A 13,289-nucleotide genomic window follows, 5' to 3' on the forward strand; every position below is an offset into this window, starting at 1 on the left:
AAAAAAGTTGGTGCATATCTGATGACTCGTTCTCCCCGTGCACAGGCCAAAGCAGAAGCAAAGCGGGCCCATCTGATCGAACAGGCGACTCGATGTCTCGCCGAAAAAGGCTACGCCTCTGTCTCGCTTCGGGATATCGCCCGAGAATCGGGAGTCTCTCTCGGGATATTGCACTATTACTTTGCCAGCAAGGAAGACCTGCTGCTCTCCGTTATTTCCGGTTACAAGGAACGTTTTTTACAAGAGCTGGAGGAAGATCTCATCTTGGGTCCTGTCACCGGGTGGCAGACGCGCCTGTCTTCGCTTTTGCGCAAGGTTATGACAGAAGACCGCAACCTCCACCGTCTCTGGTACGACTTACAGGTGCAGGCCATGTACGTCGACGCCTTCCGCCAGCCTGTCCGAGAGATTCGCGAACGGCTTTACACCCTGATCTCGCGGATGCTGGAAAAACTGCTTTCTGAAAAAGGGCAGAACACCCCGCCGCCATCCCAGGAATGGGTACATCTCCTCTACACTGCGCTGGACGGCATGTTCTTCCAGGCCCTGCTGATGGAACCAGAGCAAGCAGACCGAATGATCGCCAAACTGGACAGCGACTTGTCCCGGCTGCTGGCTATGCTTTTCGACTCCCATAAGACGAGGTGAAGCAAATGGGCACTCTCACACTGCGCAATCCGGCTACCGGAGAAGTGATGGGGACACTGCAGGAAAACTCCCCTGAAGAGGTTCACAAGGCCATGGAACGGGCCAGACTGGCATTTGGTCATTGGGGCAGCACGCCTGTTTCCGCGCGGGTTCACTACCTTCGCAACCTCCGCCATTATTTGGTGGAGCATGGCGAAGAACTGGCGAAAAAAATCAGTGAGGCGACCGGCAAAGTGGCATTGGAAGCGTACATGACCGAGATTTTCGTGACCGCAGACACCATCCGCTTCTATGAAAAAAACGCGGAGCGCATGCTGGCACCCCGCAAAGTGCCGACGCCGATCGCCCTCTCTCCGAAGAAGTCGTCTATTCACTACCAGCCGATGGGCGTTGTCGCCGTCATCTCTCCCTGGAACTATCCGTTTCAACTGTCTGTCGTTCCGGTTCTCTCGGCACTGATTGCGGGGAATACCGTCATTTTGAAGCCTTCCGAGATAACTCCCGGGGTCGGTGTGCTGATCGAGGAGCTGTTTCAGGCTGTCCCTGCCCCGCAGCACATCGTCCAGGTGCTGCACGGAGGCAGACAAGTCGGGCAAGCGCTGGTGGCGGCGCGGCCGGACAAAATCTTTTTCACTGGTTCGGTAGCCACAGGGAAAAAGATCATGGCACAGGCTGCGGAGCATTTGATCCCGGTAGAATTGGAGCTCGGCGGCAAAGACCCGATGATCGTGCTGGAGGACGCCCATCTCGAACGGGCGGCAAACGGCGCTGTTTGGGGTGCCTTTACCAACTCCGGGCAGGTTTGCATGTCTGTTGAGCGCGTCTACGTGCATGAACGCGTCTACCCGGAATTCCTTCGCCTGGTCAAAGAAAAAACAGCAGCCCTGCGTCACGGTTTTCCCGATCAGGCCGAAGTCGGCTCGATGACCTCGCCGCAGCAGATTGGCATCGTTCGGCAGCATGTCGAAGAGGCGCTGGCCAAAGGGGCGATTGCAGAGCTCGGCGGGAGCTTTTCCGAGGACGGCATGTTTTTGCCACCTACAATACTGACCGGCGTAACCCATGAGATGAAAATCATGCGGGAGGAGACATTTGGCCCGATCCTGCCCATCATGACCTTTTCCACAGAGGAAGAGGCGATTCGTCTCGCCAATGATACGCCCTACGGCTTGAACGCCTCCGTCTGGTCACAGAACAAAGCAAAGGCAAAAAGAGTCGCACTCCAGCTCGAGAGCGGCAATGTCTGCATCAACGACGTCATTATCAGCTTCGCCAATCCCAACCTTCCGTTCGGCGGTGTCAAACAGAGCGGCATCGGGCGCTATCGCGGCCCTGAAGGCTTGCAAGCCTTTACCCATGCTGTCTCGATCATCCACGACCCCGGGAAGAAGAAACGCGAGATCAACTGGTACCCGTATACGGAGGAGCAGCAGACGCTGTTTGTCGGCTTGACCAAGACGTTGTTTGGCAAGGGACAAACCTGGAACAGCCGAAATCTGCTTGCTGCCTGGCGAGAGTGGAAACGTCTGTTTTAGCTTGCCGCAAAACCGCTAATTCATCGTACCTGTTCCGATAATCTCCACCTTCGCTTTTACCCGAAACTCAGCCTTCTGATACAGCTCAAGACCGATTGATCGGCCCCACTCCCCGCGGTATTTTTGCCGGAAGCTCTCTTCGATACTTGCGGGGTCCCACTTTTTCTTTTGAAGCTTTTTGAGCAGCAATGTGATCTCTTTTTCTATTTCCGCTCCTAACTTTCTGGTGATTTCACTGCGCTCCGAAGGGTCCTCCAGATTTCGCGAACCCGTATACCCGAACAGGATGCCGCGAACCTCGACCGCAACATCCACGACTGGCTTGTTGAGAGCCCCGTTGCTGCGCACCTTTGAATGGGAGCGGATAATATCAAAGACTAGCTGTGACCTTTTTCCGGCAGCGTATTCATCTTCGATTATGAAACTGATGGAGGGAAGATGCCTGCGTCCCTTTACCATCTGTATGAATCGCCCTTCCCTTTGCGAAAGGGTACCAACCATATGCTCTCCCCGAAAAGCCGCAACCCCTGAAATGACGATTTCCCCATCTTCCTTTTTCAAATACGGAAGCTCGGGATCGCTCACCTGATTGGTCAGCATGAAAACAAGGTCGTGAAGCGTGGCAAAGGACGTGAACGCCGTCTCCTCTCTGGGACGCAAAAGATTGTTCAGATACGTATTGATCTCCGGCTTGTTTTCGTACTTGCCTTTGATGACATCCTCCGCCTTGCCACCCACAACAGCCACGACCACATTCTCTCCGACGGCCGGATTCCGGTAGAAATCGAGGATCGTCTCGCGAAGCCCCCATTCGCGGACGAATTTTTCGCCAAACAGGATCACCCTTAATTGGGAAAGCGATATGGTTCGATCCGCCTTGCTAGACAGCATAATCGTCGCTTCGCTCGGGATTTTGCTGACCGCTGCATACAACTGTGTACTTTCCTTTTCTTTCTCCGAGGGTACTGGTACAGAAACGGATACCTTCATATGCTTCTTGTCGACATAGTCGATACCCATGACACCGATCAGGGCCATATCTTCGAGCGTCGGCTTCTCGATCTCGGGAGCGCATCCGCTGCCAGACAGCGCACAAACGGCCAGCAGCGGCCCGAACATCAGCCTTCTCCATCGCGCGCTTTTCACAGCGTGTCTCCTCCCCGCTTTTCCCGAATGGCATGCAATAGCAGAAGCACCAACGGCCAGAGGATGACCCCGTAAGCAAAGTAGATGCTTCCATTTCCATACAATAAAATTTCCATGGGGATCGGAAGCGGACCGCGGACGCTGAAATATACGATTATGGTCGCGATGTACAAGTGCAGGACACTGTTTTTTCTCCTCCACCGGTCTATGCCTTTTTTCGCCATCCACAGATAGCCAGCGCCTGTTGAAAGAACTAAAAACACCCAGAGGCCAATCCCGAGATTCTCCACTCGCTCTATGAAGGACAGCTCCACGGCCTTGAACAGATTCAGAATGGGATAAACGACTTGCGTAACCTGCCATACCGAAAAATAGCTGACACTGGCAATGAGGACGAACACATAGATAGCGCAGACAACCCACAGCCCAATCGATGCGTGCCTGAAGACTTGTTCCTTCTTTTGCACGTAGGGGTAATAAAAAAGGATGAGCTCGTAACCGAGGAAACTGAAGAACCCATTATGGACTCCTGCAACGATCTCCATGACATTTACCTGAAACAGCGGGAAAATATGCATGATGTTCCCTTTTTGAAACCCCCACTGCAGGTAATACAGCATCCAAAAAGTAAAAAAGAAGGTCAAGATGCAAAAACGGGCGATCGCTTTGATCCCCCCGAGAGAAATATAGATCATGACCGAAAGCAAACCCAAGAGCGGATACGTGATTGTCGACGTATTCAGCATGGATGTTTGCACCAGTCTGATATAGCCAGCAGAGATGGACGCCACCATGAGCAAGCCGTAAACAATCAGGACACCGTTCACTGCGTAGCCAAGCCATTTTCCAAGAAGCTTTTCATTGATGACAAACAAAGTGTCGCCAGGGTAACGCCTGCAAAGAGCCACCATGGGAAAAAGCGTCAAGTGCGCTAGGAGGCACATCACTACCGGCATCCACCATTGATCGTATCCAAGCATGCTCAGGCTGTGCGGCAAGGTCAGCAGATTCATGCCCACAATCACGTTGATGATCAAAAACGTGACATGGAACGGATTCAATTTTTCAAGCTTCCCTTTATCCATCGGCTACTCCTCGTCTATGGGAAAAATCTGCTTTTTCTTGGCGTTCGCCATTCCGCTCCGAAATGCGATGAATTTAAATGGAGTACGCAGCAAACTGTTAAAGACATCGCTCCAGACGCGTGGAATACCTGTGCTCATATAAGGCGTACCGAGCGAGGTCAGATTGAGCAAGTGGGCAAACATCAGAGCAAGCATCAACATTTGTCCGTACATCCCCAAGAACCCGGCCGACAGAATAAATCCGTAGCGAACCAGCCGAATGGCATTGCTCATGAGGAAGTTGGGCGGGACAAAGGACAGAAGAGCAGAGACGGACACGAGAACGATCAAGATATTGCTGGCAAGGCCCGCCTGTACGGAGGCGGTCCCGATCACGATACCCCCGACAATACCGATCGTCTGGCCGATTTTGGTCGGCATGCGTATTCCGGCCTCACGGAGAATTTCGATGACAAGCTCGATGATCAGCACCTCGATTACAGGCGGAAACGGCACTCTGTTGCGCGATTCGGATAAAATCGTCAGCAGTGGCGGGGGCAGCATTTCCGGGTGATAGGTTAATACCGAAACATAGCTGGAAGTGAGCAAAACGGTCAGGAAAAGTCCCAGGAAACGGATCATCCGCAGCAGGCTGGCTGTCGACCAGCGGTTGTAAAAATCCTCCGGGCTGCTGAATAACTCGAAAAAAGCAGCGGGACAAATGGCCGCTTCCGGACTTCCGCTCAAAATGAGCAAAATGCGCCCATCCAGCAAAGCCGCCGCCGCATTGTCCGGCCGTGTGGTGAGTCCAAACTGGGGAAATGGCGAATAAGGCTTGTCCTCCAGCATCTGCTTCAAAATCGGCATCCCGACAAAGCCGTGATATTCCGTATTTTTAATTCGTTCCTGAACGCGAGTGATATTTTCCGGGTTGGCGATGCCTTCTAGGTACAGGATGGCTACTTTGTTTCTGGATTGAGTCCCGATGCTATGTACCTCGATTTTCAGGTCAGGGTTTGCGATCCGGCGGCGAATCAGCGAGAGATTCACCTCAAGCATTTCCACAAATGAATCCTGCGGACCAAGCACCGTCGATTCCGTCTCCGGCGGGCTGATCGTACGGTGCGGCGCTTTGAATGTATTTACCTGCAGCACCTCGTCCCGCTCGGGAAAGATGAGAATCGTATGTCCACGCAGCAGGTTGTCCGTTATCTTCATTTCCTCATCGGGATTGACCAACTGGCCCAAGGGAAGGGCTCGCACAGGGCGGCGCCCGTCTTCTCGCTGAAGAGGAAGAAGGATGCTCTCGTAAATATTGGACTCATCTACCAAGGTATTCAGAAAGTAAACCTCTACAGGTTCATCGTTCATCGACAGATGGAGAACTGTAAAATCATCCACGTTTTGCATTCGCGCTTGCAGCAAGGCTCGGACCTTGTGTGCAGCCTGTTTTGGGCGCCTTTTCGCAGAATGGCCAGAACCGGGACGTGTCAGTACCTTGTCAGCGTTCTTTCTCCACCACGCTTTTACATCCATGGATCCCGCCCCCTGTGCACAGGAAAATCCTTCTTACTTTGCCCATCCCTGGTCAAATTATCCAAAAGGAAAGCGGGGACGATGCGCCCTCGCGCCTGCCCCCGCTTTTGCTTTGCCGTATAGGATACCCCTATGTCAAGCAAATTGCCGGCTCAGATTTGCCATTTCGATGGCTGCCGAAGCCGCTTCCCAACCTTTGTTGCCTGCCTTGGTCCCCGCTCGTTCGATCGCCTGCTCGATCGAGTCGGTCGTGAGTACGCCAAAGATAACGGGAATCCCCGTATTCAGCGAGACCGATGCTACCCCTTTGGCGCATTCGCTGCACACGTAATCAAAGTGCGGAGTGGAACCGCGGATGACCGCTCCCAGGGTCACGACTGCATCGTACTTTCCGGACTCCGCCATCTTTTTGGCGATCAGCGGGATTTCAAATGCCCCCGGCACCCAGGCAACCTCTACCGCGTCTTCCTCGACACCGTGCCGCTTCAATGCATCGAGAGCGCCACCGACGAGCTTGCTGACAATCAGCTCGTTAAATCTCCCTGCGACAATCCCGACACGCAAGCCAGTTCCGATCAAATTTCCTTCCCAATGTTTCATGATCCTTCACTCCCCTGCAAACTGGAGCAGATGGCCCAGTTTGTCCTGTTTTGTGTGCAAATACTTTTCATTTTCGGGATGCTCCGGCATTTGCAGCGGAACCCTTTCGGCGACCTGCATTCCATAGCCGGAAAGGCCGCGAATTTTGCGCGGATTGTTCGTCATCAGCCGCATCTGCTTTACGCCCAGATCGAGCAGAATTTGCGCCCCGATCCCGTAATCGCGAAGATCAGCGGGAAAACCGAGCTTTTTGTTGGCTTCCACTGTATCATAGCCCTGCTCTTGCAGCCGGTAAGCCTTCAGCTTGTTGATCAGTCCGATGCCCCTGCCCTCCTGGCGCATGTAGAGAACGATGCCTCGGCCCTCGGCCTCGATCATGCGCAGGGCAGCATGCAATTGCGGGCCGCAATCGCAGCGATGCGAACCGAATATGTCCCCGGTCAGGCACTCCGAATGGACCCTTACCAGGACGGGCTTGCTGCTGTCAATCTCTCCTTTTACAATCGCCACATGCTCCTTGCCGTCCAGTTCATTGGTGTAGGCGACAATGCGAAAATCCCCGAAGGCGGAAGGCAGCTTGGCCTCTGCTTCGCGCTTTACCAATCTTTCATGCTGCATGCGGTACTCGATCAGGTCGGCAATCGTGATCAGCTTCAGCTCAAACCGCTTGGCGATCTCGATCAACTGCGGAAGGCGAGCCATTGTCCCGTCCTCGTTCATGATTTCGCAGATGACGCCAGCCGGCTTCGCTCCGGCCAGCCTGGCCAGGTCGACTGCTGCCTCGGTATGTCCTGCGCGCCTCAGCACGCCTCCTGCTTTGGCGATCAAGGGGAAAATATGTCCCGGACGGCGAAAATCGTCTGCGCCTTTGCTCTCGTCCAGCATGGATTGCACCGTATGGGAGCGCTCATGCGCAGAAATGCCTGTATGCGTCCCAGTTTCATCGATAGAGACCGTGAAGGCAGTGCCTTGGCGATCCGTATTTGCTTCCACCATGGGAGCCAGCTTCAAGCGTTCCGCATGCTCTTGTGTGACAGGGACGCAGATCAAACCGCGTCCGTGCATTGCCATAAAATTGATCATCTCCGGCGTTGCCGCTTCGGCCAGGCAAACGAAATCGCCTTCATTCTCCCGATCCTCGTCATCCACGACGATGACAGGACGGCCGCTTCGCAAAGCCTCAATCGCCTCTTCAATGGTATGAAACATCGTTGTTCCCTCCTTAAGCGAAGCCGTGTTCCTGCAAAAAAGCCAGGTTCAGGCCTGCTGGTGCTTTCTGTTGTTCGCCCGGAGTCCTGCCGCCAAGCAGCCTCTCCACGTATTTGGCGATCACATCCGTCTCCAGATTGACCGGATCGCCGACCTGTTTTTCCAGCAGATTGGTCTGCTTGAGCGTATGCGGAATGATCGAAACGGACAGGCTCTCCTCGTCAACGGCCACTACGGTCAAACTGATGCCGTCTACAGTGATCGAGCCGCGCGGCACTACGTAGCGAAGCAGGTGCGGTTTCGCCTGGATCGCAAGTCTCACCGCATTGCTGTCCGTTTTTTTGGAGAGGATTTTTCCTGTGCCGTCTACGTGGCCCAAGACCAGATGGCCGCCGAGACGATCTCCGAGCTGCAGCGCCCGCTCCAGGTTGACACGCATCCCCGGCTTCAGGCTGGACAGGGCCGTCACCCGCCACGTTTCCGGCATGACATCTGCCTGAAAGCGGCTCGCGGAAAACGAGGTGACCGTCAGACAAACGCCGTTGACAGCGATGCTGTCACCCAGGCGAACATCCTCCAAAACGGCCGCGGCCCGTATCGTCAGCTTGCTGGACCGCTCGGTGACCGCAATGGAATCTACTGTACCTACTTCTTCAATCAATCCGGTAAACACGGCTTCCCCTCCTATCATTTGCAGCCCGCATTCCTGCGCGTTTCGCTATTGCTGGCTCCATCCGGCCATACCGGATAGCCGGTAATGCAAAGATCGCTTCCTCCGATCGGCTCGACATCCACGTCCGCCAGAGAGATGGCTTCCCCCATATGAGCTGCGCCCAGTCCCCCGTAGGGAGCAGGCGCCCCCTGTCCGCCGATCAGCTTGTAGGAGAGAAAATGCACGACCTTTTGAATGGCCCGTGCCTGCAAAAAAGAGCCGTTGACCGCCGCTCCGCCTTCGACAAACAGAGAAGTGATCCCTCTTTCCCCCAGCACCGCAAGCACCTGCTCGACTGTTACGCGCCCTTCCAGTCTCACAATCTCGGCCCCGTGGCTCTCGAGCTCTTTTTGCCTGCCGATGGGTGCGTCATCCGCTGTGAAAACGAGCGTCGGCGCCTTGCCGTCCCGTATCACGCGGGCTTCCGAAGGGGTCCGCAGCTGGTTGTCGAGAATGACACGAAGCGGCTGCTTTCCCCTGGCTATTCCCTGTTGGCGGGCCGTGAGCTCAGGGTCGTCCGCGAGCACTGTCTGAACCCCAACCAAAATAGCATCGTGCTCTCGCCGTAGCTGATGGACCCGCTGGCGGGCCTCTTCACCCGTAATCCAGCGGCTGTGCCCCGTATGCGTAGCGATTTTCCCATCCAGCGAAGCTGCCGTTTTGACGGTCACAAACGGTGTTTTCGTCGTGATGAAATGGAAAAAGACTTCGTTTGCCTTCTTCGCCTGTGCTTCTCCCACTCCCACTGTTACTTCCACACCCGCCTGTCTGAGGCGAGCGATTCCTGTACCGGCGACAAGCGGATTCGGGTCCGCCACTGCAACCACTACTCGCTTGATGCCGGCTTCAATGATCGCATTCACACAAGGAGGGGTTCTCCCATGATGACTGCAAGGTTCCAATGTGACGTAAAGCACGGCATCTTTCGCATGCTCACCAGCCATCCGCAGTGCATGCACCTCGGCATGTGGTTCACCCGCTTTTACGTGAGCGCCCATCCCCACGACTGCTCCGTCCCGGACGACAACGGCTCCCACTACCGGATTGGGACTGGTTTGTCCTCTTGTCGCCCTCGCCAAGTCCAGTGCCAACGCCATATACGACAAGTCATTTCCTGACATGAGTTCCTCTCCTCCCCAATGAAAAATGCCCTCGAAGCACGCTTCAGGGCATTGGGAAAGAAGCCTCTCGTTTTTCTGTTTTTTCACAGAGAAACGAAGGCCACATGCACCTTCTCCCATCCGGACTGTAACCGTCGGCCTTGGATTTTCACCAAGTCAGTCGCTCATGGCTTCAGCCATGGGCGAGTCGCGGGCTCAGACGCTGCTTTCGTCATTACCGCCGGTCAGGAATTTCACCCTGCCCTGAAGGTCATCTATTCATTTGCTGCCGAGCCGCCAGCCCGCAATCACGAGCCAGGAGACTACCAAGGCATGTCTCCTACTTCCTGTCGCGCGAGTCGCCATCACCCTTTCCCAATAAAAAATGCCCTTGAACAAGTTTCAGGGCATAGAAGAAGAAGCCTTTGGTGCTCGGTTTTTTAAACAAAGCCAAAGACTATAGCCACCTTCTCCCATCCGGACTTTACCGTCGGCCTTGGATTTTCACCAAGTCAGTCGCTCACGAAATATCTTTCATGGGCGAGTCGCGGGCTCGGACGTGCGTTCGTCATCACCGCCGGTCGGGAATTTCACCCTACCCTGAAGGTTGGATATTCAGTTGCTTGCATTATAACACGTTTTTTTACAAGCACTACACTTTTTTATTGGAAGTCGGCAGTTTCCCTCCTGTCGGCAACTACCGCTTTGTCATCCATGGTCGCAAGGCAAAAACAAGCCAGCGCAAAGCATTGAAAGATTTGCCCTGCAAAATGCTCTCTCCCCACCTGCTTCCCAAGACAGGGACGATTCTGTCCAAATCCTCATTGTCCAGCCTCTCCACTGCCCTGCGTAAAACCAGTGAATTCTCGTAACTGCGCCGCAAAGGCTGCGTCAATTCTTCATAAGCGCCCTTGCCGCATATATCATACGCTGCATATATGCCTGTCAACAGCGCCGTGAATTGGCCAAATCCCAAGAAGGGCATCAGTGCCCCAAAGCAGTTTCCGACAAAAAACGTATTGCCAATCCTCGCCCTGCGGCAGATGCCGATCGGGTATCCGGTCACATGAAAGTGACTGGTAATCCTGAGCGGCTGACGCAGGTCCCGGCAAACCCGCTCGTAAAATAAACCCCAGCGCTCGTCGACATCAAGCCGGTCATTCTCTGGATAGTCGGGGTAGGCCATGACCAGGTTCGCTTCCGTGTCCGAAAGCGGGAGCAAATAGCCGTATCCCTTTTCCATATAGCTGTAATCCAGCCATGCACAAGGCGTGTACCTGTCAAAGTCTCCGGTTACCATTGCACCTTTTAGCGACACGGTCAGGTCTGTCCGGAAGTTATGCATTTTCCTTGTGTACTCCCCGTCTCCTGTGGCGACTACTACGTGCGTGTACTCCATCAGCAATTCCTCGTATGTCGCTTTGGACCGGTACTGGATGGCACTTTTTACCTGCCGGCCGAGCTGCCTTTCAAAAGCGTGCTCATGTCTGCCGCGGTAATTGATAAATCCCAGACTTCCTTCGATTTCCGCCTTTTGGCTCTGCGAGAACACCAGCAGCCTTTGGATGCTCGCAGTCGGCTTGAGGTAAATGCCGTTTTTCTCCGCGAAAAAGGCAACCGGATCCGTAATCGGCTTTTGCAAAATGGAGAGCATGGATTCAGCGTTCACAAAGCGGTCGCCTAACCGCTCCCTCACTTCGAAAACGGCGGGCGATATTCCGTGTTTTTCAAGTGTGATCGCGCAGGCCAAGCCTGACAGACCGGCGCCCATAATCGCAACCTTCACGCTTTCATCATCCGTTCGTCTGTTTTCCTAACATTCTTGACGAACCGACACCTTTTATTCCCTCTATCAGTTTCCTCCCTGGAATCTTCCTCCTCCATGTTTTGGAAATGCCCAAACGAGCACTCCCCGAAGCAACGGGAACGTGCTCGTTTTTGTAGCAGCCGCCTGTTTGGCTCTTTTACGGCTGCCTGGATACGTCTTCCGGTCTGGGCACATCCGGCTTTCCTTCCGGATTGTTGTACAAGTACTGAGGCACATCGCCAATGATCAGCGAATGGGTAATGGGAATCTTCGTCGTGATCGTCTTCTGGTCGGTGGCAAAAGGAATCACGATGCGCAAGTCCACTTCAACAAAAATGTAGACGGTTGCCAGGACCATATTGATGCCGGCCTCGGTCAATTCCGTCTCCAGCTTCGTCTTGACAGATCCGATCGGCACAAACGTCACCGGCAGATCCGGACCCATTTGCGCCAAAAAACTGCTGCCTGTCGCCAGCCCCAAAGGGATATAGCGGTCTACCTTTTCCTCTTCAAACTCCCTCAGCCGGTTCTGTACGCGGGAGGTGGTCTCCCCTACGATCCGGGCATACTCCTTGAAGTTGAACTGGTACGCCTGGATTCTCCCCTGATTGTCTTTTTCAATTTTGACGATCTGGTTGAAATCTACCCCTTGCTGGGCAATCCGCTTGGTGACCGCATCTGTAATCGCTTGTTTGGCCAACTGCTCGGCTTTTTGGGTTGCGAGAATCTTCAGCGTCGGTTCCAGGCGTTTTTCGATAAAAAACAAAAATTGAATGCTCATCGCCAAAAAAATGACCAGTGCGATAAAAAACGCTTTCGAACGAGAAAGCGGGTTCCTCCACCGCCGACGGGGTCGAAACACGGCCACGCCCGTCACCTCCCAGTTGGTACATCCTATGGCTGGGAGGCGCAAAAAATACGTAACCAAAAAGGAGTTATGACGGAATTTCGTATACATCCAGCGCGGCTTGCAGAGCTTCTCCGCGATGAACCTTCGCTCCCATGCGGATCAGCACCGCCTCAAGACCTGCCAACACGTGCAGGACATTCTTTTTCCGGCAACTGAAGCCCATCGTGCCGATGCGCCAGCATGCCCAGGTCAAAGTAGTTGCTGCGAATCCTCCGCTCTGACGGCTCAGAGAGATTCCCCGCCAGCCCGCGCTCCACGCTTTTTCTTTCCTGGATAATTCGCTCAGCCCGCTCATTGTAGGTGATCGGAGCCATTCCAGCGGGAACGGACAAGCACTTTTGCGTTCCGCCGACGACCGCATCGAGCATCCACCCGTCCGTATCGACAGGCGATCCCCCGAGCGTAGCCACAGCGTCTACCACGAGCAGCGCCTCCCGCTCTCGGCACGCATGTCCGACCCGGGCTAGCGGCTGCATGCAGCCGGTCGAGGTTTCACCGTGCACGATCGCTACAATTTTCGGGCGGACGCGGTCCATTTCCCTGATGATCTTCTCTTCATCAAACACTTCGCCCCACGGCGCTTCCATGGTGTGCACCTCCGCACCTTGAACGCTGGGCAATCTCCGTCAGAAGATGGCCAAATCGGCCGTAGATGGGAACGAGCACTTTGTCGCCCGGTTCGATCAGGCTGCACAGCACGGCCTCAAGCCCCGAGCGGGAAGTCCCGTCGATCGGATACGCCCACTGATTGCGAGTGCAGAACAATTCTCGCAGCATTTCCATCACGCGATTCATCATATCGGTAATTCGGGATCAAACTGCCCCAGTACAGGAGTTGCCATAACCCTCAATACCCGCGGGTCTACCTCAACCGGACCCGGAGTCATGATCGTGCGAAGCGACGGGTTTACTTCCTTCCATCTGCTCACTTGTTTACCCTCCTCGGCTTTTCTATTGTTCCTATTGTTTTTCGTTTTGCCGTCTGTTTCCCCTGCATAGCAAAAACCCTCTGAACCAATAAG

Annotated in this window: 11 protein-coding genes, 1 pseudogene and 2 riboswitches; of the genes and pseudogenes, 2 read left to right on the top strand and 10 right to left on the bottom strand. The window is 54.3% G+C overall.

The features are described from left to right. Positions 1-21: 21 nt before the first annotated feature. Positions 22-648 (top strand): TetR/AcrR family transcriptional regulator, encoded by a 627-nt coding sequence (locus NST96_RS22085; RefSeq protein ID WP_024983074.1) that lies wholly within the window; start codon positions 22-24, stop codon positions 646-648. A gap of 5 nt (positions 649-653) precedes the next feature. Next, entirely contained in the window at positions 654-2,183 is a 1,530-nt protein-coding gene (locus NST96_RS22090; RefSeq protein WP_003392330.1) for an aldehyde dehydrogenase family protein, read from the top strand. 15 nt (positions 2,184-2,198) lie between these two features. On the opposite strand, the gene NST96_RS22095 is transcribed toward NST96_RS22090, so the two are convergent. The 10 genes and pseudogenes from NST96_RS22095 to NST96_RS22140 form a co-directional block, all read right to left on the bottom strand. After that, positions 2,199-3,329: a Ger(x)C family spore germination protein gene (locus NST96_RS22095; protein WP_342404630.1), complete on the bottom strand. Its 1,131-nt coding sequence runs from the start codon at positions 3,327-3,329 to the stop codon at positions 2,199-2,201. Next, positions 3,326-4,414: a GerAB/ArcD/ProY family transporter gene (locus tag NST96_RS22100; protein WP_003392335.1), complete on the bottom strand. Its 1,089-nt coding sequence runs from the start codon at positions 4,412-4,414 to the stop codon at positions 3,326-3,328. The genes NST96_RS22095 and NST96_RS22100 overlap by 4 nt, the downstream gene beginning before the upstream one ends. Before the next feature lie 3 nt (positions 4,415-4,417). Continuing rightward, entirely contained in the window at positions 4,418-5,929 is a 1,512-nt protein-coding gene (locus NST96_RS22105; protein ID WP_243013778.1) for a spore germination protein, read from the bottom strand. 135 nt (positions 5,930-6,064) lie between these two features. Continuing rightward, positions 6,065-6,529, bottom strand: coding sequence for a 6,7-dimethyl-8-ribityllumazine synthase (gene ribE / locus NST96_RS22110; RefSeq protein ID WP_003392339.1), 465 nt, complete (start codon positions 6,527-6,529; stop codon positions 6,065-6,067). Positions 6,530-6,535: 6 nt separating this feature from the next. Further along, positions 6,536-7,738, bottom strand: a complete 1,203-nt coding sequence (locus tag NST96_RS22115; protein WP_003392341.1) for a bifunctional 3,4-dihydroxy-2-butanone-4-phosphate synthase/GTP cyclohydrolase II — start codon at positions 7,736-7,738, stop codon at positions 6,536-6,538. 13 nt (positions 7,739-7,751) lie between these two features. Next, positions 7,752-8,411, bottom strand: a complete 660-nt coding sequence (locus NST96_RS22120) for a riboflavin synthase (RefSeq protein ID WP_003392343.1) — start codon at positions 8,409-8,411, stop codon at positions 7,752-7,754. Between the two features lie 14 nt (positions 8,412-8,425). Next, positions 8,426-9,571 (bottom strand): bifunctional diaminohydroxyphosphoribosylaminopyrimidine deaminase/5-amino-6-(5-phosphoribosylamino)uracil reductase RibD, encoded by a 1,146-nt coding sequence (ribD, locus tag NST96_RS22125; RefSeq protein WP_003392347.1) that lies wholly within the window; start codon positions 9,569-9,571, stop codon positions 8,426-8,428. A gap of 104 nt (positions 9,572-9,675) precedes the next feature. Next, a riboswitch (FMN riboswitch) is annotated at positions 9,676-9,826 on the bottom strand. A 185-nt stretch (positions 9,827-10,011) separates the two neighbouring features. Continuing rightward, positions 10,012-10,162, bottom strand: a riboswitch (FMN riboswitch). An 85-nt stretch (positions 10,163-10,247) separates the two neighbouring features. Continuing rightward, complete coding sequence (locus tag NST96_RS22130) at positions 10,248-11,336, bottom strand: NAD(P)/FAD-dependent oxidoreductase (protein ID WP_342404634.1); 1,089 nt, start codon at positions 11,334-11,336, stop codon at positions 10,248-10,250. Between the two features lie 178 nt (positions 11,337-11,514). After that, complete coding sequence (yunB, locus tag NST96_RS22135; RefSeq protein ID WP_031932729.1) at positions 11,515-12,234, bottom strand: sporulation protein YunB; 720 nt, start codon at positions 12,232-12,234, stop codon at positions 11,515-11,517. A 58-nt stretch (positions 12,235-12,292) separates the two neighbouring features. After that, positions 12,293-13,154: pseudogene (locus NST96_RS22140) on the bottom strand (aminotransferase class V-fold PLP-dependent enzyme). Positions 13,155-13,289: the final 135 nt, after the last annotated feature.

The sequence above is a fragment of the Brevibacillus sp. FSL K6-2834 genome (genome assembly GCF_038592925.1).
Classification (GTDB): Bacteria; Bacillota; Bacilli; order Brevibacillales; family Brevibacillaceae; genus Brevibacillus; species Brevibacillus borstelensis.

What these genes read in the sequence shown, in the direction of transcription:
- NST96_RS22085 (WP_024983074.1), top strand. Translation starts at nt 22, where the DNA reads ATGACTCGTTCTCCCCGTGCACAGGCCAAAGCAGAAGCAAAGCGGGCC.
- NST96_RS22090 (WP_003392330.1), top strand. Translation starts at nt 654, where the DNA reads ATGGGCACTCTCACACTGCGCAATCCGGCTACCGGAGAAGTGATGGGG.
- NST96_RS22100 (WP_003392335.1), bottom strand. Translation starts at nt 4,414, where the DNA reads ATGGATAAAGGGAAGCTTGAAAAATTGAATCCGTTCCATGTCACGTTT.
- NST96_RS22105 (WP_243013778.1), bottom strand. Translation starts at nt 5,929, where the DNA reads ATGGATGTAAAAGCGTGGTGGAGAAAGAACGCTGACAAGGTACTGACA.
- ribE (WP_003392339.1), bottom strand. Translation starts at nt 6,529, where the DNA reads ATGAAACATTGGGAAGGAAATTTGATCGGAACTGGCTTGCGTGTCGGG.
- NST96_RS22115 (WP_003392341.1), bottom strand. Translation starts at nt 7,738, where the DNA reads ATGTTTCATACCATTGAAGAGGCGATTGAGGCTTTGCGAAGCGGCCGT.
- ribD (WP_003392347.1), bottom strand. Translation starts at nt 9,571, where the DNA reads ATGTCAGGAAATGACTTGTCGTATATGGCGTTGGCACTGGACTTGGCG.